The following is a 20,012-nucleotide window of genomic DNA, read 5'->3' as shown; positions in this document are numbered from 1 at the left end:
GGAGCAGGGGGGCTTGCGCCCCTGCGTTTCCCCTGCGAGTCGTGCGATGTTGGCAAAAGTCGTTACAATCGGGCCATGACTTTAATCAACGCTTCTTTTCGCCACGCCGGCGCGCAGCAACTGGCCCAGTCGCTGCTCGCCGCGCGCCAAGCCACCCTGTTCCTGTTCGACTGTTATGTTTCCGCCGGACTGGACGTGGTGGACCGCATGCCCCGCCATCCACAGCTCAATCCGCCATTGTGGCAACTCGCGCATATCGCCTGGTTCGCCGAGTGGTTCATCCTGCGCGAAGCGGCTTCCAGCCATCCTGCGGACGCCGTCTACAATTCCCTGCTGACGCGCGGCGACGATCTGTTCGACGCCAATATGGTCGAGCAGCGCACGCGCTGGAAGCTGGACTTGCCCAGCCCCGGCGCCGTGAAAACGTATTGCCACGAAGTGCTCGACCGGGTACTCGATAAACTGTCGCGCGAAGCCAATGTCGACGGCGCCCTGTACCCGTACCGCCTGGCCCTGGCCCATGAAGACTTGTGCGGCGAGCAGTTGCTGGCCGGCTTGCAATGGCTGGGCCTGGCAGCGCCCGGGACCCTGGCGGCCAGTCCCGCCTTGCCGGCGGGCCTGGGCGAGATCGCCTTTCCAGGCGGTAGCATCGAGCTGGGCTCGCGCCGCGACGCCGGCTTCGCCTTCGACAATGAATGCCCGCCATACCCTTGCTATGTGGCGCCATTCGCCATCGACGCCGTGCCCGTGTCGAACGCCCAGTTCGCCGATTTCGTCTCCGATGGCGGCTACCAGAACCGCCAGTTCTGGAGCGCGGCCGGCAGCGCCTGGCTGATGCAGCAGGAGCGCTCGTCGCCGCTGTACTGGCTGCGCGACGCCACGCAGTGGCGCACGCTGCGCTTTGGCCAGCCGGTGACCCTGGCGCCGAACGAAGCCGTGCGCCACATCAATCTGTACGAGGCGCAAGCGTATTGCGCCTGGGCCGGGCGGCGCCTGGCGACCGAGGCGGAATGGGAGTATGCTGCGCTGTCCGGCCATCCGCGCTTCCAGTGGGGACAGGTGTGGGAGTGGACGGCGACGCCGTTCGAGCCGTATCCGGGCTTTGCGCCCGACGCCTGGCGCGAATATTCGGCGCCGTATTTCATGCGCCACCAGGTGCTGCGCGGCGCCTCGTTCGCCACGCCGCCGCGCCTGCAGTCGGCGCGCATGCGCGCCTTCCATGCGCCCGAGCGCGGCGACATCTTTGCCGGCTTGCGCACCTGCGCCTGGTAGCGCGCCGAGAACAGACATTATTTCAGGATACCCTTGAGTACAGATAACGCCCCGCAGTTCCTTCCCAAACGCATCACGCCTACGCCGGAACAGGTCGCCATCCAGACGGCGCAAAAGAAAGTGGTCTTGATCGACGCCAATGCCGGCGCCGCCAAGACGACGACCCTGGCCCTGCGCCTGGCCGAAGCGCTGCACCGTGGCCGCGCGCCCGAGCGCATGCTGGCCCTGGTCTTCACGGAAGCGGCGCGCGTGGCCCTGCGCCAGCGCCTGCTGGAAGTGGGCGTGCCGCTCGGCGTCGTCAAGCGCCTCGTCATCGACACCTTCGATGCATTTGCCGCCAAGGTGCTGCTGCAGCTGGAACACATGCAGGTGGCGTTCCTGCGCAGCGATGAAGAGCTGCGCCCGGTGGCGTGGGAAGCGCTGGAGGTGGTGTCGGAGAAATACGCTCACCGCTACCCGCTGGAAATCAATACGACGAATGGGGCGATTGCCGAATTTCTCAAATTGCAGCTGCGCACCAAGGCGCGCCTGGATTTCCAGAATCCCGATTTCGAGAGCAATTCCCTGGACGACAACCTGGAGCTGCTGGGCATGTCGCGCACGCATTATCTGTGGCTGCGCGAATATGAAGGTTTGCGCGGCGCCGACACGGGCGATATCCAGTTCCGCGCGCCGTTCGACGCCACCTACGACCTGGTGCGCATGCTCGATGGCGACGAGCCGCTGCGCCAGCAGTTGCCGGCCTTCCAGATCATCGTCGCCGATGAATTGCACGACTTGAACGAGGCATCGTTCCGCCTGCTGACCATGCTGATACGCCGCGGCAACGCATTTTTCTGCGGCGCCGGCGACAAGGACCAGGTCATCTACACGTGGTCGGGCGCCGATCACCGCTTCCTGCGCCAGCGCTTCGAGCAGGAATTTCCCGCCTTGCAGCGCTTGCCGCTGACGGCGTCCTACCGCTACGGCACGCAACTGGCGCACGCCGTCGGCGTGCTGAAAAACAAGGCCAGCGTGTCGGCGCTGTCGCGCGCTACCCACATCGAGGTGCTGCAGTACGACCATGCGCTGCCGCAGGCGTGCAGCGCGCAGCTGATCGCGGCCCTCGAGCACGCCCATGCGGGCACGACGGCCATCCTGCTGCGCGACCGCGACCAGGCCATCCGCGTGGAAACGGCGCTGTTCCAGAGCGGCATCGCCTATGGACTGGTGGACATGAACAGCTATTTGCTGAGCCAGGAAGTGCTGATGCTGCGCGGCATGGTAGCCATCGCCCGCAAGGACTTGCACGCGATCAAGAGCGGCCCGCGCCGCGGCGAGATCCTCGAAGCCCTGGTGGCGTTCGCGGAAATTCCGTTTACGCGCGGCGAGCTGCAGCAAGCGAAGGCCGACGTGGCCAATTATCCGGACTTGCTGGAAGGATTCCTGACCAACCAGCTGGGCAAGTCGCAGAACCAGGACAAGGCAGCGCTGACCCTGGCTGCCGTCGATTACCTGCGCGCCTTGCCTCCCGATGCGCTGGCCGGCGACGCGCTACAGCACATCTTTGGCCTGATGCAGCTGGAACAGACGGCGCGTCGCATCTATGTCGACCCGGCCCAGGCGCGCGTCGTGGCCCGTTCGCTGCACGGTTTCATCGCCGTCTGCAGCGAAGCGGGTGTGGCGCTGGGCGGCTTTGCCGGCTGGCTGGGCGAGATGGAGGACGCCGTCGCCGTGACCAGCGGCAAGGCCAAACTGGTGATCGCCTGCATCGACCAGATCAAGGGCCTCGAATACAACCATGTGATCCTGCCTTATTTGGCCGTCGATGAATTCCCGCGCAGCAAAACCGATCCGCTGGAAGAAGAAAACCGCTTCTACGTGGCCGCCACGCGCGCGCGCGACAGGCTCACCTTGCTGACGCCGGAAGACCCCGCCTACCGGAGCCGCTACATCGCCGCCCTGCAGCTCAAACAGAATATTGTTGCGCCCAAGTCATAAATCCTTTGCCGCGCGAACGCTTTTTGCGAAAGACGAAAGCGGGCATACTGGGCTGGTGTGATTGACAGCAATCTAACCAGACAGGGAGTAAATATGCAGGTATTTTTGACAGGCGCGGCAGGTTTCATCGGCAGTTCCATCGCGGCGGGCCTCGTGCGCGCCGGCCACCAGGTCACGGGCCTCGTGCGCAAGCCGGAGCAGGTGGCCGAGCTGGCCACCATCGGCGTGCAGGGCGTCGTCGGCACCCTGAATGATCGCGAACTGATCATCGAGCAGGCGCGCGCGGCCGACGCCGTCATCAACGCGGCCAGCAGCGACCACCGGGGCGCCGTGGAAGCCATCATCGAAGCGCTGGCGGGCACCAACAAGCCCTTCCTGCACACCAGCGGCTCGTCCATCGTGGGCGACGCCTCGGGCGGCGAGGGCACGCAGCAGATTTATTACGAAGACAAGCTGCCGGCGCCCACGGCCGACAAGGCGGCCAGGGTCGCCATCGACGAGCTGGTGCTGGCCAGCGCGCAGCAGGGCGTGCGCGCCAGCGTGCTGTGCAATACCCTGATCTACGGCCACGGCGCCTTGCCGCGCGACAGCGTGCAGCTGCCGCGTCTGCTGAAGCAGGCGCGCAAGAGCGGCATCGTGCGCCACGTGGGGCCGGGCCGCAACATCTGGTCCAACGTGCATATCGACGATGTCGTCAGCCTGTACCTGCTGGCGCTGGAAAAGTCGCCGGCCGGCACCTTTTACTTTGTCGAGTCGGGCGAAGCGGCGTTCCGCGACATGACGGCCGCCATCGCCGGCGCCCTGCAACTGGGCCCCGCACAAGACTGGCCCTTGCCGGACGCCATCGCCGAGTGGGGCTATGAAATGGCCTCGTACGGCCTCGGCTCGAACAGCCGCGTGCGTGGCGAGCGGGCGCGCAAGCTGCTGGGCTGGCAGCCGCGGGGACCATCGGTGATCGACTGGATCGAGCGCGATATGCTCCATCCGCCGCATTGAATGGGGGCAGGGTTTGATACAGCGCAGTAAAGCCACTTCTGTGTGCGCTAGCGAACGGTGTTTTTTCGCGATCGGGAGTATGATGACTTTGCTTGGTTGAGACGCACTGCCGTGAAGTTGGCGGCATGTTCGATCTTCCAGCAGGTCAGCCGGTCGCCTCAAGGATCGGCACCAGATTTTGCCTGCGCATGCGCGTCCCGCCACGGGATCGCGCAAGGGCTCCCCAAGTCGTGTACTGCTGCATTAACCCCTTATGGGCCGGCGTTTGCCGGCCCTTTTTTTCGCCATTCGCCGTTCCCGCCGCCATTCACCGTGCCGTTTCCGCCATTCGCCGACGCGGGCTATCGTTGCGCATCGATCGCGCGTATCTTTACGATCAACCAACATCAAGGGGGTATCGTGAAATCCGAACAAGCGTATTGCCGCCGCACCCAGCTCCTGTGGGGGGTGTTGCTCATTGCCATAGGCGCCGTCATCCTGCTGGACCGGCTCGATATGATCATCCTCCACGATTATTATCCTCTATGGCATTATTGGCCGCTGATACTGGTCGTCTTCGGCATCAACAAGCTGCTGGCGCCCGTCTCGGCCAGGCAGATACTGAGCGGCCTGTGGCTGATCTTCTTCGCCGCCTGGTGGTATGTGTCGTACGAGGAACTGTGGAACTTGAACTTCTACAATAGCTGGCCGGCCCTGCTGATCGCCTGGGGCGTGGGGCTGGTGCTCGAACCGCTGTTGAACCAACATTTTATTGCCTACCGGGAGTCCGAGCATGAAAAATAAACCGCAGCTGCACTCGCCGTCGCAGATCGTGCTGGGCGTGATCGTCATCGGGCTGGGGTTGCTGTTCCTGCTCGATAACCTCGGCTTCATCAACGTGCGCTACACCTTCCGTTTCTGGCCCACCATCCTCGTCATTTTCGGCTTGCTGAAGATTTCGCAAAGCCATAGCCGCTCCGGCTACATCGTCGGTGGCGTGATGGTCTTGCTGGGCGTGAGCTGGACCCTGAAAGCCATGGGCCTGTTCTACATCAACTGGAGCATGCTGTGGCCGCTGGTGATCATCGCCGTCGGCATGGCCGTCGTGTCGAAGTCCTTGCCCGGCGCACAGCAGCGCCAGCGCCGCCGCCATCTGCCCGCCGACGATGCCGATCACTTCGGCCAGCCGCGCAAGGGCGCCGTCTCGCTCGACAAGGAACCGGCCGCGCCCGGCGCCAGCGGCCAGGTGGATGAAGACAGCATCATCGAAGTGACGGCCATCCTGGGCGGCTATGTGCGGCGCGTGTCGTCGCAGCGCTTCAAGGGCGGCGATATCAACGTCATCATGGCCGGCTGCGAAATCGACCTGCGCCAGGCGTCGATCGAAGGCGAGGCCGTGCTCAATGTGTTTGCCATGTGCGGCGGCATCACCATCAAGATCCCGCCCGACTGGAGCGTCGTGCTGCAGGGCACGCCCATCCTCGGCGGTTTTGAAGAGAAGACCATCGTGCCGCCGAACCAGGACAAGCGCCTGTACGTGACGGGCTACGCCATCATGGGCGGCCTGGAAATCCGCAACTAGGCGCGCATGTCGGGGCCCTTGTCGAAGCGGCGCGGCGCCGTGGTGGTGTTCCTGGTCTGCATCGCGCTGGGCCTGGCCCTGGCCTCCATCCTGGCCAGGGTGGCCCATGCGCCCTGGCTCAACGCCGTCCTGCTGGTGGCGCCCGCCACGCTCGTGTATGGGATCGGCACGGGCTTTTCCGCGTTTTACCTGTGCCGCGCCTATCCGCTGAACAAGCGCCAACCGGCCGCGATTGCCGGCGTGATGGCCGTGGCGGCCCTGTTCGCCGGCCTGCTGTGGGCGACCCTGCTGCAATTTCTCAACAGCGTCAGCCTGCTGCTCGAGGTGAGCTGGCTGGGCGTGCACCTGGCGCAATCGCTGCTGGCCCTGTTCTTCGGCCTGGGCGTGCTGCTGTACTGCCTGGCCGCCGCCGTGCATTACCTGCTGCTGGAATTCGTGCGCGCCAAGACGGCCGAACAGCGGGGCCTGGAAGCGCAGCTGGTGGCGCAGGAGGCGCAATTGCGCATGCTGCGCACGCAGATCGATCCGCATTTCCTGTTCAACAGCTTGAATTCCATCAGCGCCTTGACTTCGATCGATGCGGCGGGTGCGCGCCAGATGACCTTGCAGCTGGCCAGTTTCTTTCGCCAGAGCCTGAGCATGGAAGCGCACAAGAAAATTACCGTGGAACAGGAACTGGTGCTGATCCGCCATTTTCTCGACATCGAGCAAGTGCGCTTCGGCGAACGCCTGCAAGTGGCGCTTGCCGTGGACGATGCCGCGCTGGCGTGCCTGCTGCCGCCCATGCTGATCCAGCCGCTGGTGGAAAACGCCGTCAAGCACGGCATCTGCGGCTTGACGGACGGCGGCCGCATCACGCTGGCCGTGCGCCGTGCCGGCAGTCTGCTGCAGATCGAGGTGCGCAACCCAGTTGACGTGGATCAAGGGCCAGCCGGCGGCAATGGCGTGGGCCTGGAAAATGTGCGCCAGCGCCTGGCCGGCGCGTATGGCCACGAAGCCGGCGTGCACTGGACGCGGCGCGGCGACGCTTTCGAAGTGACGATTTCCATGCCGGCGCAGACCGGCGACACGGAGGAGCAATGATGCAGGCAAGAATGCGGGTCGCCATCGTCGACGATGAAGCGCTGGCGCGCGGCGTGCTGCGCGAATACCTGGCGCGCCATGACGATATCGAGATCGTGGCCGAATGCGCGAACGGCTTCGACGCCGTCAAGGCCATCGCCGAACTGGCGCCGGAACTGGTGTTCCTCGACATCCAGATGCCGCGCCTGGACGGCTTCGAAGTGGCCGAGCTGATCGGCGCGAAGACGCGGCTGATCTTTGTCACGGCCTACGACCAGTACGCCTTGAAGGCCTTCGAATGCCATGCGCTCGATTATTTATTGAAGCCGTACAGCGAGCAGCGCTTCGAGCAGGCGCTGGCGCATGCGCGCGCGCAGCGCAGCGCGCCGGCCCAGGTGCAAGCCGCCGTGCACGCGGCGGCGCGCGAGGCGGCCACGCGCGCCGCGCCGCTGGCCCGCGTGCTGATACGCGACGGCGCCAAGGTCCACGTGATCGCCAGCGCCCGCATCGACTACATCGAGGCGCAGGACGACTACATCCGCATTCGCGCGGAAGGCAAGTCCTACCTGAAAAGCCAGACCCTGGCCGAACTCGAGGCGCAGCTGGACCCGGCCAAGTTCGTGCGCGTGCACCGGTCGTACTTGCTCAATATCGACGGCATCTGCCGCATCGAGGCGGCGACGAAAGACAGCCACGTGGCCATCCTGCGCGACGACACGCGCATTCCCGTCAGCAAGGCAGGCTACCAGAAGCTCAAGGTACTGGTTGGCTAAGCAGGTCGTGGGAAATTATTGTGACGTTATGAAGAACAGAAGCGGATGCGCTGCAAGGCGCCCGTTGCGACGCAGTGCGGGCACTGCCAGCGGCGGGCCACACCGCAGAGCGCCGCGAATGGACGTCAGAAATCGCAATATTTATAGCGGCCTGCTTGGCTGCACATCCCACCACGTCGGCAGCAGCTGGCGGATTTCCGGGCGCGAGAAACGGTCGTCGATCAGGTAGACGACGCCCTTGTCCGACTGCGTGCGGATGACCCTGCCAGCCGCCTGCACCACCTTTTGCATGCCCGGGTACAGATACGTGTAGTCGTAGCCGGCGCCGAAGATGTCGCCCATGCGCTGGCGGATCTGCTCGTTGACGGGATTGATCTGCGGCAAGCCCAGGGTGGCGATGAAGGCGCCGATCAGGCGCGCGCCGGGCAAGTCGATGCCTTCGCCGAAGGCGCCACCGAGCACGGCAAAGCCGATGCCGCGCGTGTCCAGGCCAAAACGGCCGAGGAATTGCGCGCGCGCCGCGTCATCCATGCGGCGCGGCTGCTGCCAGATGGGCACGTCCGGGTAATGCTGGGCGAACAGGGTGGCCGTCTTTTCCATGTAGTCGAAACTGCTGAAAAAGGCCAGGTAGTTGCCTGGCGTTTCCGCGTACTGGCGCGCCATCAGTTGCGCGATGGGCAGCAGCGATGCGGCGCGGTGCTGGTAGCGCGTGGAAATGCTGTCGGCCACGCGCACGGACAATTGTTCCGCATGGAACGGTGACTCCACGTCGACCCAGGCCGTGTTCTCCGGCATGCCCAAGGTATCGCTGTAGTAATTCCACGGGCTCAGGGTGGCGGAAAACAGGGCCGTGCTGTGGCTGGCGGCGAAGCGTTCCTTGAGGAAGGGCGCCGGCACGATGTTGCGGATGCAGACGGTGGAGCCCGTCTCCGTCTTGCTGACGTCGAACAGCGAATGCGTGCCGAAACTCTCGGCCAGCCGGTTGATCAGCAGCACGTCGAAGTAAAAGCGCTGCAAGTCCTCGTCCAGGGACGCTGCGTGCTCGGCCATGTAGTCGCCGATGGCCGTCGCCACGCCTTGCAGGGCGCCAAAGAATTTGTCCGGCAAGGCCGCATGCACGTGGTAATCGCCCTCCTGCTGCTTGAGCAGGGCCGTCCACTGGCGGGACACGCGGTCCAGCGGTTTTTTCAGCGCCTCGGGCGCGAACTTGCGCAGCATCTTCAGGTCGATCTGTGCCAGTTCCGCCGAATACATGCTGCGCGCGCGCGACACCATATTGTGCGCCTCGTCGACCAGCACGTTGACCTTCCATGCGTGGGCCAGGGTCATGCCGTACAGCATGGCGCTGAGGTCGAAATAATAATTGTAGTCGCCGATGACGACATCGCTCCAGCGCGCCAATTCCATGCCCAGGTAATACGGGCAGATACCTTGCTGCAAGGCGATGGCGCGCACGGCTTCCTTGTCCAGTAGCAAACCGCTGGCCAGCGCCACCTCGCGCGCCAGCGGCAAGCGGTCGTAAAAGCCCTTGGCCAGCGGACACGCCTCGCCGTGGCACGCCTTGTCCGGATGCTCGCAGGCGCTGCTCTTGGCGCTCAGTTCCAGCACGCGCAGCGGCAGCAGCGGCGCGCTGTCCTTCAGGATGGCGCAGGCGTCGAGCGCCATTTGCCGCCCGGGCACCTTGGCGGCGAGGAAGAACAGTTTATCCAGGCCATGCGCGGCCGTCGCTTTGAGCATGGGAAACAGGCTGCCCACCGTCTTGCCGATGCCCGTCGGCGCCTGCGCCAGCAAGCCGCAGCCACGGCTGCTGGCCTTGTACATGGCTTCGGCCAGCTGGCGCTGGCCCGGGCGAAAGTCGGCGTGGGGGAAGGCCATGGCCGCGAGTTGCGCGTCGCGGCTGGCCCGGTGCGCCATTTCCTGCTCGGCCCAGTCGAGGAACAGCGCGCAATGCTGCTCGAAGAAAATGCGCAGCGCCTCGGCCGTGCATTCCTCGTGCATCACGGTCTCCTTCTGGCTGGCGATGTCGAAATACACGAGCGCCACGCGCAGCATGGGCAGCTTCAGCTGCTGGCACAGCAAGTGGCCATAGATGCGTGCCTGCGCCCAGTGCAGCTGGCGGTGGTTGGCGGGCATGGCGTCGAGCTCGCCCCGGTAAGTCTTGATCTCTTCCAGCTGGCGCCGCGCGGGGTCGTAGCCATCGGCGCGGCCCCGCACGTGCAGGGGGCCGAAGTCGCCGCACAGGCTGATTTCGCGCTGGTAGCCGTCGTCGCGCCGGCCCGTCACGGTGGCGTGGCCAGCCATGCCTTCCTGGGCCGTGGGCGAGGGAGTGAAGCGCAAGTCCAGGTCGCCCGCCTTGGCGGTGAATTCGCACAGGGCGCGCACGGCGATCGTGTACGTCACGCGGCCGCCTCCCATTGCAGGTAGCACACGCTGACGGGCATGGCGTGCTGCGCGCAATATGCGATCCAGCGCTGCTGGTTGTCTTGCAGGCGGTCGCCCGGACCCTTGACTTCGATCATGCGGTAGCGCTGTTCGGCCGGCCAGAACTGGATCAGGTCGGGCAAGCCGCTGCGGTTGCTTTTGATATCGAGCAAGATGCGTTCGAATGCCTTCTTCAGGTGCGCGGCCGGCATGCAGGCCAGCGCCAGTTCCAGCAAGCCATCGTCGAGCACCTCCCAGCTGACGAAGGGCGAGACGATGCCGTGCTTGGCGGCATGCGTGGCGCGGATGGCCGTCCGGTAGCTGCCGTCGTCGAGCTGCGCCAGGCAGGCGGCGAAGTCGGCGCTGCGGCGCAGGGAAAAGTCGGCGCTGTGCAAGTCGGCCGGCCCCCGGTGGAACGGGTGGAAGAAGGCGCCGGGGATGGCCTTGAAGATGGCGGGCCAGCACAGCAGGCCGAACAGCGAGTTGATCAGGGTATTTTCCACGTAGTACACGGGCGCGTCGCTTTGGCTCAGATGGGCTTGCACCACGCCTTCCACATAGCATGCTTCGCGGGGAAACGGCAGTTGCAAGTCGATGCGCTCGACGCTGGCGGGGGCGCTGGCAGCCTGTCTGGCGTGGCCCAGCTTGCGCCGCAAACGGGGGGCCATGCGCAGCAGTAATTGCTGTTCCGCCTCGCTTTCCGGCGCCGCCAGGGCGATGAGCAGCCTGTCGTAGGCCGCCTGCGGCTGTTCATCCTTTTCCAGCACGCGGATGGCGCGGGCGCGCGCGCCCGGATAGCGGCAATCGGCGTACGCGCGGTAGGCGGTGGGCCAGTCCTGGCATTTTTCCAGGTGCTGGGCGATCTGGAAGCGCAGCTTGTCGCGGCGGCCAAGCAGCCAGGTATTCTCCGGAGGCAAGGGCAGTGCCGCCAGTTCCTGCAGCACTTCGTCGGCCAGCGCGCTGTCGTTGTAGCGTTCGCGGCACTGGTGCAGCACTTCATAGTGTTCGATATCCTGGCGCGTGCGGAAACCGCGCGACTGCGGCGAGAATTCCACTTTTTCGTATTGGTACACGCCCAGGTCGGACAGCACGAATTCCGACCAGTCCTGGTGATAGTTGCCAAAGTAAATCAGGCGCAGGCGGTCGCACAGGGCCTGCTTGTCGATGCGGTACAGCACGTCGTCCGAGGACGGATACCAGGCGGAAAACGGCTTGTCTTCCGCATGGGCCTCGCGCAAGGCTTCGAGCTGCTCGGCCTTGCGCGCCGCCTTCAGGGGCGCGGCGAGGCCGAAAGCCTGGCCGATTTCCCCTTTCAGCAGCAGTTCGAACAGTTCGTCGAGCGAGATGGCGGGATCGGCCGCCACCCAGTGCAAGGCCAGCAGGGGCAGGGCGGCGGCGCGCGTGCCGCCGATCTCGTCGTAGTTGAGCTTGCTTGCGCGGAACAGACAGCCCTTGCGCATGACGAGGCGCACGAACAGGGCGCGCGACGCCAGCGGCAGCGTGCCGAACTGGGTGATGAATTGCGTTTCTTCCGCGCTCAGCAGATCGGCATAGCGCGCGCCGATCCAGTTCAGCACATCCTGGAAATTATCCAGATAGTACAGGGGATTTTCCAGGACTCTCAACATGGGAATAATAGTAGGGCTAGCGGCAATGTGACGGGTTTTACTGTGTTTATATACAGTTTAAACCTTCATCCGCCGCTTGCCCAGCGATTTTATGTTCAGCCAGCCGTGCTGTAGGCAAAATAGCTGTCGAACTTGTCGTAAGGAATGAATTGCTCGCGCAGCCTGGCGAGTTCTATGTCGGTCAGCAAGCCCCGGTGCACCTCCTTGCGTCCCTTCGGCAACGGCACCTCGTAATCGATGAGATCCCTGGCCAGCAGCGCCTGCAATACCTCGCCTTGCTGCGGCGTCAGGTAGCGCGCGTGCGTGGTCAGGGTTTTTTCCAGCTGATCCCTGAATTCCTCGTCGCTCACCTCGTTGTAGGTATCCTGGTCGGCCATGGCATTGAGCAGCATGTGAAACATGAAATCGTGGAGGTTCTTCGCCAGGTACTGGGCTTCATTCTGGTCGTGCCACAGCAGCACGATGGGCATCTCGCCGTCCTGCTGGCGGGAAGCAAAGAAGCAGTAATGGTCGCCGGCGCCCGTTTGCGCGAACGGGATGAACTGGAAGGCCGGGTCGATCTGCCGGTAGTCGCCGGCGTCTGCCAGCTCTTCCATCGCTTCAGCGACGCCCTTTACATTGAGCAATTCGAAGTCGTCCGCATGCAGCAGCAGGGTAGGATGCTCCTTGAGTGTCGGAAATACCAGGCGGTACCAGTCCGGCCCGTATTCGCCCACCTCCAGCATGCCGTCCTGGGCGAGCCGCTTATAGAGTGGCGGGTAAGAAAAGCCGTGGCTATCTTCAATCTGCGACAGTGTCATATGTGCCCTGTTCAACGTGGTAAGCAGGAATGATAGCCGACGCAATGCCATGCACGGCAGCAAGGCGTTGCAGGATTCCAGGGGACACGCAGTGGCGTCACTCAATTAATAAACTTTTTTGTTTACTTATCTGCGCTGTCCACGTAGCCTTGCCATATACACATAATCAAGAAACGGATAGAGGCTGCATGAAAAACATCATATTGATCTCCGCCGCCTGTCTGCTGGCGCTGCTGTCGACCATCGGCGCATCCCTGCCGTATCCGATTTTGCCGCCGCTGTTCGCGGCCGAGGCGCCGAATGCCTTCAATAATTTCCTCGGCCTGCCATCGAAACTGCTGTTCGGCCTGGCGCTGACCATCAATCCGCTGGGCTTGCTGATCGGTTCGGCCTTGCTGGGACCGCTGTCGGACCGCTATGGCCGCCGTCCCCTGCTGATGCGCACGGCCGTGGGCGCCGCCATCGGCCACGCCATCACGGCGTGGGCGCTGGTGATCCAGTCCTATCCGCTGTTCATCGTCGCCCGTTTCATCACCGGCTTGCTGGAAGGGAATGGCGCCGTGGCGCGCGCCATGCTGGCCGACCAGCTGCAGGGGCCGCTGCGCCTGCGCGCCATGTCGTGGCTGAACGGCGCGTTTTACCTGGGCTGGCTGGTGGGGCCGATCCTGGCCGGCGCGACCCTCGTGTGGGGCGTGACGGTGCCGTTCTGGATCGCCGCCGCCGCCCTGATGCTGGTCGCCGTGCTGGTGGCCGTCGGCTTGCCGCGCGAAACGCCATCGTTGCTGACGACGTCCTGGTGGCAGGTGGCGCGCGACCAGCATTCGCTGAACCTGCTGCGCCACGACGAGCTGCGCACCCTGTTCATCGTGCAGCTGGCGTTGACGTGCGGCGTGGCCAGTTTCTATGAGTTCTATCCCTTGTGGCTGGTCGAGACGGCCAACTACAATGCGCAGGCGATTGCCTGGGTGAATGTCGGCCTGTGCGGCACGATGACCATCACCTCCTTGCTGGCAGGCGGCCCCAGCCGCCACGCGCCGCTGCTGCGCGCCTGCTGGTATGCCTGCGGCGTGGCGCTGGCCGTGGGAGTCCTGGCGTTGGGGAATATCTGGGTCGGCATCGCCGCCATCGTGCTGTTCGGCATCCCGAATGCGCTGTACAACACGGTGATACAGGGCTGGTGCGCCGAGCGTTTCAGCGCGCACGGGCAGGGCGCCGTGATGGGCTTGCTGGCCACCACCTTTTGCATCGCCAACATCGTCGTCGCCCTCAGCGGCTCCGTGCTGACCCTGATCGATACGCGATTGATCCTCGTCGCCGGCGCCTGCTCGGCAGCCTGGGCCGCCTGGCGCATGGCGGCCTGGCGTCGCCAGCTGGCCGGTGTCGGCGAGGCGAAGGCGGTGGCATGAACGCCAGCACGTCGGAGCAGAGCCTGTTCCTGCTGAAGATGCGCGGGCCGCAGACGGCGCAGCAGCTGGCCGCCTTGCTCGATATCACGTCCATGGGCGCGCGGCGCCAGCTGGAAGCGGCGCGCGACAAGGGGCTGGTGGCGTTCGAGGATGTGGCCGACAAGGTAGGGCGGCCGTCGCGGCGCTGGCAATTGACGCCGGCGGGCCATGCGCGCTTTCCCGACCGCCATGCCGACCTGACCGTGGAATTGATCGCGCAAGTGCAAGCCCTGTTTGGCGACGAGGGACTGGATAAGCTGATCAGCGCGCGCGAACGCAGCAGCGAAGCCGCGTATGGCAAGCTGGTCGACGTGCGGCTTGATCTGGCGCAAAGGGTGGAGTCCCTGGCCCAGGCGCGCGATGGCGAGGGCTACATGGCCCATGCCGAGGCGCAGGACGATGGCAGCGTGTTACTGGTGGAAAACCATTGTCCCATCTGCGCGGCCGCCACGGCATGCCAGAATTTCTGCCGCTCGGAACTGGCCATCTTTCAACGGGTACTGGGGGACGACTGCACGGTGGAACGCAGCGAATACCTGCTGGAGGGAGGCAGGCGCTGCGTGTACAGGATCATGCCGGTGGACGTGTCGTCCGCCGGGTTGTAGGTCGGGTTAGCGCTGCGCGCGTAACCCGACATCACCATTGGCGCCAACAATGCGTCGGATTACGCGCGGCGTTGCCGCGCTAATCCTGCCTACATCGCTTACTTTTTAGTCGCCTTGGGCTTGGCGGCAGGCGCTGCTTTTTCAGCCGCGGCGGTGGCGCCGCTCGTCGCCTTTTCCGTTGCCTGCGCCACTTGCGCGCTGGCCTTGGCGATCTGCTCTTCCACCGTTTTCACGGCCTGTTTCGTGGCCTTGGTGACTTGCTCGTAGCCGAGGAAGGCGTTGTCGATGGCGGCCTTGACGATGGCGACGGCGTTTTCCGAGCCCGGCGGCACGTTTTTCGTCACGTCGTAGATCAGCGCGCTCAAATTGCTTTTCGCTTCGGCCACGTGGGCTTCGGCGGCCGTGGTGAATTCCGTGTGGATTTCCTTGATGATGTCGTCGAGTTGCTGTTTATACGCTTTCGCGCCGGCCACGCCCGGTTGCAGCTGGGCGGCGGCGGCGGCCATGGCGGCCTTCGGATCCTTGGCCTGGCTGATTTCCTTGCCAGCGGCGATGCCATCCGCGATACCGGACTTGGCGGTGGCCATGTTCAGCGCCAGCACCTGTTCCACGCCTTGCACGGCCTTGGTGGTGAGGGTATTGAAGGTCATCAGCTGGAATTCAAACAGGGCCTTGGTGGCCGATGCGAATTGTTCGGGATTCGTAAACATGTGGTCTCCTCGGTTTGAATAGATACGTTCTTATCGTTCCATACTCTTTCGACGCCGCATTGCCATCGCTAATTCTTTAAGCAATCAAGCCGGTTCCCCGTGTTGTTATGACCCCATTATTTAACAAGCGCCGGTTTTTCGCAACGGCTATCTTTGTACGGTCCCGAGGCCAGCTCCCAGCCAAATCCCAGCGTCGACTGGGCGCAGGACAGGGTGCCGTCGACCTTGCTGCGCCACTGGTACCAGGGGGCAGGTCCGGCCGACGCGCAGGTGCAGGCCAGCAGCAGGCTGGCCGCGATCAGGTATTTCATGGCAGTGCTCCAAAAGAAAAGCGTGCCCGCATTGTAGCGTGCCTGGGCGTCAGGGGGCGGGCGACTGCGGCGCCACGGCGGGCAGCTGCAGGGTGAAGGTGGTGCCGGCGGGGCTGCTGCTGGCGTCGATATGGCCGCCCAGCACGCCCGTGACGATGTTGTGCGCCACGTGCAGGCCCAGGCCCGAACCGCCCGAGCCGAGCTTGGTCGTGAAGAAGGGGTCGTAGATGTGCGTGAGGTCGTCGGCCGTGATGCCCACGCCCGTGTCGGCGATGGACACGGTGATGCCCTGGCCATCGTCGCTGCCGCGCGCCGTGAGCGTGATGCTGCCGCCGCTGCGGCCCTCGAATGCGTGGCGCAGGCAATTTTCCAGCAGGTTGCTCAGTACCTGGCCCAGCGGGCCGGGATAGCTGTCCATGGCCAGGCCGTCGGGCACGTCCTGCTTCAGGCTCAGGCCGGCGGCCTTCAGCGGCGTCGACATCGGCAGCATCAGTTCGGCGATGAACTGGCGCAACAGGAAGTGGCGGCGCTGCGAGCTGGCGCGGTCGACGGCGATCTGCTTGAAGCTCGAGACGAGGTCGGCGGCCCGCTGCAGGTTGCGCAGCATGATGGCGTCCGCCTCGCCGGCCTGGGTCAGGTAGGCGTCGAGTTCCGAGCGGCGCAAGCCGTCGTGGAAGCTGGCCTGGATTTCGCGCGTGCGCTCGGCCATCGTGGTGGCCACCACGAGGCCGTTGCCGATCGGCGTATTGAGTTCATGCGCGATGCCGGCCACCAGGGCGCCCAGCGCCGCCAGCTTGTCGCGCCGCACCAGTTCCTCTTGCGTGATGGACAGGTTGTCCAGCGCGGCCGCCAATTCGCGGTTCACCTGTTCGGACTGTTCCTTGGCCTGCGTCAATGCCGCCGTGCGTTCCGCCACCAGTTCCTCCAGGTGGGCGCGGTGGCGCTGCAACTCGCGTTCATGGCGCATGCGGCCGATGGCGATGCCGGCCAGGTCGGTGGCCGCGTCGATCAAGCTCTGGTCGTGGGCGTCGGGGCTGCGCACTTCGCGGTAATACATGGCGAACGAGCCGAGCACGATGCCATCCTGGCCGAAGATGGGGCGCGACCAGCAGGCGCGCAAGCCGAATGGCGCGGCCAGCTCGCGGTAGGGCGCCCACAGCGGGTCGTGCATGATGTCGCTGACCACCACCGGCTCGCGCCGGAACATGGCGGTGCCGCAGGAGCCCACGCCGGGGCCGATTTCCACGCCTTCGAGCAGGGCCATGTAGTCGGGCGGCAGGCTGGGGCCGGCTGCGCTGTGCATGTGGCGCCCGTCGTCGTCGAGCAGCATGATGGAGCAGTAGACGCCGCGCGACTGGCCTTCGATCAGCAGCAGCAGCTGGTTCAGCGTGGGAATCAGCGGCGCGCCCTTGGCGACCATTTCCAGCAAGGCGCTCTGGCCCGAGCGCATCGCTTCGGCCAGGTTGCGTTCGGTTAAGTCGATGATGCGCGCATGCACGAGCTGGCGGCCCGGCACGGACAGGCGCATCAGGCGCAGTTCGCAGGCGATGGGGTGGCCGTCGCGATGGCAGCAGGTGGCGCGGAAGACGACGATCTTGCCCTGCAGGGTCTCGCGGATCTTTTCATCGAGCAATTGCGGCGATGACAGGCCATCGTCCTGCGTCTGCGGAAACAGTTGCTCCATGCCGCCTTGCAGCAATTCCGCCAGCGGCAAGCCGAACAGCTCTTCGGCCAGGTGATTGGCGTCGATCAGCAGCTTGTTGTCGATGTCGAACAGCAGCACGGCATCGGGCGAGCCGGCCAGGATCGAATGGTAATTGACTTCCAGCGTCTGCGGATGCAGGGGCCGCGGCGGCGTGGCGGTGTCGGCCAGGGGCCGCGCGGCGGGCGCCTCGGCCTTGTGCAGCGCCAGTTCCATGAGGATTTTTTCCGCCACGTCGCGCGCATTGAAGGGCATGCGGATGTAGTCGCTGGCGCCGGCGCCCACGCTGCGGCCCTGTTCCTCGGCGCTGGGGGTGGCCGACATCAGCAGCAGGGGCACGCTGTGGCGCCCGCCCGCATTGCGCAGCCGCATGCAGGTGGCGCCGATATTCGTGCCCGCCAGCGCCGCGTCGAGCAGGATCAGGTCCGTGCCCCCGGACGCCAGTTCCACGCCCTCATCGATATCGCCGGCAAGCCCGGTGCCCAGGTTGTGCCGGTCCAGCACATACAGCAGTTCGCGCACATCGTTCGGCGAACTGCTGACCAGCAGCACCTTGGCGCGGTCGGCGATGGAGGAAATCAACTGATTCATGGTGTCGCGCCCTTACGCGGTTCATGGGACTAATATTACATCAAGGCAAGGAGGAGTAAACGATAATTGATAATTATGCAAAGCAACGCGTTTGCGCGACCGTCACGCCCGCTTCAAGCGGCGTTTTTCGCCTCCGGCGTCGCTGCCAGCTCGGCGCGCGCCTGTTCGATACGCGGGTAATTATCCTCTATCCAGTCGACCAGCACGGCCAGGCGTTCGGCCGCCTCGCGTCCCAGCGGCGTCAGGCTGTACTCCACTTTCGGTGGAATCACCAGGTAGGCCTGGCGCAGCACGAAACCGTCGCCGGCCAGCGCTTCCAGGGTTTGCGCCAGCATTTTCTCGCTGACGCCGCCCACTTCACGGCGCAGCTCGCTAAAACGCCGCGTACCGCTCAGCAGCAGCACCAGCACGAGCACGGCCCAGCGGCTGGTCAGGTGGCTGAGCACGGCACGCGACGGACAGGCGGCCGCCAGCAGGTGCGCCCCCTGGTTTTGCCGGGCGAGGGCGGCGCGCATGCTGGCGCCGGGAGTGTCTATGTCCATGATAGGGTGTCCGTAAAAGTGGCGTCATCAAGCGCGCCGGGTGATGCATGGAAAAGAAAATCTCATACTTACCAAAAGGTACGTACTTACAATAAGTAAGCAATAGTCCTATTATAGGATTTTAGCCATCACCTTCCAAGGAGAAAATCATGATCGTCATTACCGGCGCCACAGGCAAGCTGGGCCAGCACGTCATCGCCAGCCTGCTCAAATCCATCCCTGCTGGCAATATCATTGCCGCCGTGCGCAACCCGGCCAAGGCCGCCAGCCTGGCCGCCCAGGGCGTGCAAGTGCGCCAGGCCGATTACAACGATGGCGCCAGCCTCGATGCGGCATTCCAGGGGGCAACGAAAATCCTGCTGATCTCGTCGAGCGAAGTGGGGCAGCGCGCGCAGCAGCACCAGAACGTCATCGATGCAGCCAGGCGCGCCGGCGTGGCGCTGCTCGCCTACACCAGCGTCCTGCGCGCCGATACGTCGCCGCTGGGCCTGGCCGCCGAGCATGTGGTGACGGAGGCGGCCATCCGCGCCTCCGGCTTGCCCTACAGTTTCCTGCGCAACGGCTGGTACCTGGAAAACCATACGGAACACCTGGCGCCCGTGCTCGAGCACGGCGTCGTGCTGGGCGCGGCGCAACAGGGCCGCTTCTCGTCGGCCGCGCGCGCCGACTACGCCGCCGCCGCCGCTGCCGTCCTGACGGCGCAGCAGCCGCAAGCCATATATGAGCTGGCAGGCGACCACGGCTTTACTTTGACGGACTATGCGGCCGAAGTGGCGCGCCAGTCGGGCAAGAGCATCGTCTACAAGGATATGCCGCAGGCGGACTTCAAGGCGGCCCTGGTCGGCGTGGGCGTGCCGGAAGGCTTTGCCGATTTGCTGGCCGATTCCGATGCGGGCGCGGCGCAAGGCGGACTGGAAGAGAACGGCAAGCAGCTGAGTACGCTGATCGGCCGTCCGACGACGACCCTGGCCGAGGCCGTGAAGGCGGCGCTGGTCAAATAAGGGGAGAGTGCCGCAGGTCGGGAAGACTGCGCGGCATTCTGGAATGAAAAAAGCCGCAAACTCGTGAAAGTTTGCGGCTTTTTTGCGAATTAGGTAATGGTGCCCACGAAGGGACTCGAACCCCTACACCCGAAGGCACATGGACCTGAACCATGCGCGTCTACCAATTCCGCCACGTGGGCACTGATGCTGCTTGTTGCTACTGCTACTGCGATGTCTCACTACTTTACTGCGGATTACAACGATGAACGACTCGTTGCTGGTGGTGCCCACGAAGGGACTCGAACCCCTACACCCGAAGGCACATGGACCTGAACCATGCGCGTCTACCAATTCCGCCACGTGGGCATTGTGCTGCTAACTGCTGTGCTACCTTGCTACTTTTTACTGCGGATCACAACGTCATGCAAACCGTTGCTGGTGGTGCCCACGAAGGGACTCGAACCCCTACACCCGAAGGCACATGGACCTGAACCATGCGCGTCTACCAATTCCGCCACGTGGGCATTGTTACTGCTTGCTGCTTGTCGCTGCGTGTTCTGCAGCGAGGACAAAATCATAAGGGCTGGCGCGCATTCGGTCAATCAACATTTTGCACTTTTCTTCAAGAAA

17 protein-coding genes and 3 tRNA genes are annotated in these 20,012 nt (G+C 64.4%); 10 read left to right on the top strand and 10 right to left on the bottom strand.

What is annotated here, in order from left to right; translation table 11 throughout:
• Window positions 1-75 precede the first annotated feature (75 nt).
• From senA to O0880_RS23305, 7 genes are all read left to right on the top strand, one after another.
• The gene (senA, locus tag O0880_RS23335) at window positions 76-1,272 is read left to right on the top strand and encodes a selenoneine synthase SenA (protein ID WP_289889027.1); all 1,197 of its coding nucleotides are present in this window, start codon (window positions 76-78) and stop codon (window positions 1,270-1,272) included.
• A gap of 33 nt (window positions 1,273-1,305) precedes the next feature.
• Window positions 1,306-3,252, top strand: a complete 1,947-nt coding sequence (locus tag O0880_RS23330) for an ATP-dependent helicase (RefSeq protein ID WP_289889026.1) — start codon at window positions 1,306-1,308, stop codon at window positions 3,250-3,252.
• Window positions 3,253-3,345: 93 nt separating this feature from the next.
• Window positions 3,346-4,248 (top strand): NAD-dependent epimerase/dehydratase family protein, encoded by a 903-nt coding sequence (locus O0880_RS23325; RefSeq protein ID WP_289889025.1) that lies wholly within the window; start codon window positions 3,346-3,348, stop codon window positions 4,246-4,248.
• 399 nt (window positions 4,249-4,647) lie between these two features.
• Complete coding sequence (locus O0880_RS23320) at window positions 4,648-5,031, top strand: DUF5668 domain-containing protein (RefSeq protein WP_289889024.1); 384 nt, start codon at window positions 4,648-4,650, stop codon at window positions 5,029-5,031.
• Entirely contained in the window at window positions 5,021-5,809 is a 789-nt protein-coding gene (locus tag O0880_RS23315) for a DUF5668 domain-containing protein (RefSeq protein WP_071324409.1), read from the top strand. The genes O0880_RS23320 and O0880_RS23315 overlap by 11 nt, the downstream gene beginning before the upstream one ends.
• A gap of 6 nt (window positions 5,810-5,815) precedes the next feature.
• Complete coding sequence (locus O0880_RS23310) at window positions 5,816-6,892, top strand: histidine kinase (RefSeq protein ID WP_289889022.1); 1,077 nt, start codon at window positions 5,816-5,818, stop codon at window positions 6,890-6,892.
• Window positions 6,893-6,903: 11 nt separating this feature from the next.
• The gene (locus tag O0880_RS23305) at window positions 6,904-7,644 is read left to right on the top strand and encodes a LytTR family DNA-binding domain-containing protein (RefSeq protein WP_289889136.1); all 741 of its coding nucleotides are present in this window, start codon (window positions 6,904-6,906) and stop codon (window positions 7,642-7,644) included.
• A gap of 141 nt (window positions 7,645-7,785) precedes the next feature.
• Here O0880_RS23305 and O0880_RS23300 read toward each other — a convergent pair whose 3' ends face one another.
• The 3 genes from O0880_RS23300 to O0880_RS23290 all read right to left on the bottom strand — a co-directional run bounded on the left by O0880_RS23300 (window position 7,786) and on the right by O0880_RS23290 (window position 12,493).
• Entirely contained in the window at window positions 7,786-10,059 is a 2,274-nt protein-coding gene (locus tag O0880_RS23300) for an ATP-dependent DNA helicase (protein ID WP_289889021.1), read from the bottom strand.
• The gene (locus tag O0880_RS23295; protein ID WP_289889020.1) at window positions 10,041-11,693 is read right to left on the bottom strand and encodes a VRR-NUC domain-containing protein; all 1,653 of its coding nucleotides are present in this window, start codon (window positions 11,691-11,693) and stop codon (window positions 10,041-10,043) included. The genes O0880_RS23300 and O0880_RS23295 overlap by 19 nt, the downstream gene beginning before the upstream one ends.
• 95 nt (window positions 11,694-11,788) lie before the next feature.
• Window positions 11,789-12,493, bottom strand: coding sequence for an SMI1/KNR4 family protein (locus tag O0880_RS23290; protein ID WP_289889019.1), 705 nt, complete (start codon window positions 12,491-12,493; stop codon window positions 11,789-11,791).
• 188 nt (window positions 12,494-12,681) lie between these two features.
• Here O0880_RS23290 and O0880_RS23285 point away from each other — a divergent pair, with 188 nt between their 5' ends.
• Window positions 12,682-13,899, top strand: a complete 1,218-nt coding sequence (locus tag O0880_RS23285; RefSeq protein ID WP_289889018.1) for an MFS transporter — start codon at window positions 12,682-12,684, stop codon at window positions 13,897-13,899.
• Window positions 13,896-14,543 carry a metalloregulator ArsR/SmtB family transcription factor gene (locus O0880_RS23280; protein WP_289889017.1) on the top strand — a complete coding sequence of 216 codons (648 nt, stop codon included), beginning with the start codon at window positions 13,896-13,898 and terminating at the stop codon, window positions 14,541-14,543. The genes O0880_RS23285 and O0880_RS23280 overlap by 4 nt, the downstream gene beginning before the upstream one ends.
• A gap of 98 nt (window positions 14,544-14,641) precedes the next feature.
• Here the strand turns inward: O0880_RS23280 and phaP are convergent, their stop codons facing one another.
• The 4 genes from phaP to O0880_RS23260 all read right to left on the bottom strand — a co-directional run bounded on the left by phaP (window position 14,642) and on the right by O0880_RS23260 (window position 18,399).
• The gene (gene phaP, locus O0880_RS23275) at window positions 14,642-15,253 is read right to left on the bottom strand and encodes a TIGR01841 family phasin (RefSeq protein WP_289889015.1); all 612 of its coding nucleotides are present in this window, start codon (window positions 15,251-15,253) and stop codon (window positions 14,642-14,644) included.
• A 116-nt stretch (window positions 15,254-15,369) separates the two neighbouring features.
• A complete protein-coding gene (locus O0880_RS23270; RefSeq protein WP_071324400.1) occupies window positions 15,370-15,564 on the bottom strand; it encodes a hypothetical protein in 195 nt (64 codons plus the stop codon).
• A gap of 49 nt (window positions 15,565-15,613) precedes the next feature.
• A complete protein-coding gene (locus O0880_RS23265; protein ID WP_289889014.1) occupies window positions 15,614-17,857 on the bottom strand; it encodes an ATP-binding protein in 2,244 nt (747 codons plus the stop codon).
• Between the two features lie 113 nt (window positions 17,858-17,970).
• The gene (locus O0880_RS23260; RefSeq protein ID WP_071324398.1) at window positions 17,971-18,399 is read right to left on the bottom strand and encodes a helix-turn-helix domain-containing protein; all 429 of its coding nucleotides are present in this window, start codon (window positions 18,397-18,399) and stop codon (window positions 17,971-17,973) included.
• Window positions 18,400-18,548: 149 nt separating this feature from the next.
• Between O0880_RS23260 and O0880_RS23255 the strand changes: the two genes are divergently transcribed.
• On the top strand, window positions 18,549-19,400 hold the full coding sequence (locus tag O0880_RS23255; RefSeq protein ID WP_289889013.1) for an SDR family oxidoreductase: 852 nt from the start codon (window positions 18,549-18,551) through the stop codon (window positions 19,398-19,400).
• A 97-nt stretch (window positions 19,401-19,497) separates the two neighbouring features.
• Here the strand turns inward: O0880_RS23255 and O0880_RS23250 are convergent.
• From O0880_RS23250 to O0880_RS23240, 3 genes are all read right to left on the bottom strand, one after another.
• A tRNA-Leu gene (locus O0880_RS23250) sits at window positions 19,498-19,582 on the bottom strand.
• 81 nt (window positions 19,583-19,663) lie between these two features.
• A tRNA-Leu gene (locus tag O0880_RS23245) sits at window positions 19,664-19,748 on the bottom strand.
• A 73-nt stretch (window positions 19,749-19,821) separates the two neighbouring features.
• Window positions 19,822-19,906, bottom strand: a tRNA-Leu gene (locus O0880_RS23240).
• Between the last annotated feature and the right edge of the window lie 106 nt (window positions 19,907-20,012).

Source organism: Janthinobacterium sp. SUN118, from assembly GCF_030397695.1.
Taxonomy (GTDB): Bacteria; Pseudomonadota; Gammaproteobacteria; order Burkholderiales; family Burkholderiaceae_D; genus Janthinobacterium.
Note: the sequence above shows the minus strand (reverse complement) of the source record. Positions and strands in the feature narration are given on the sequence as shown.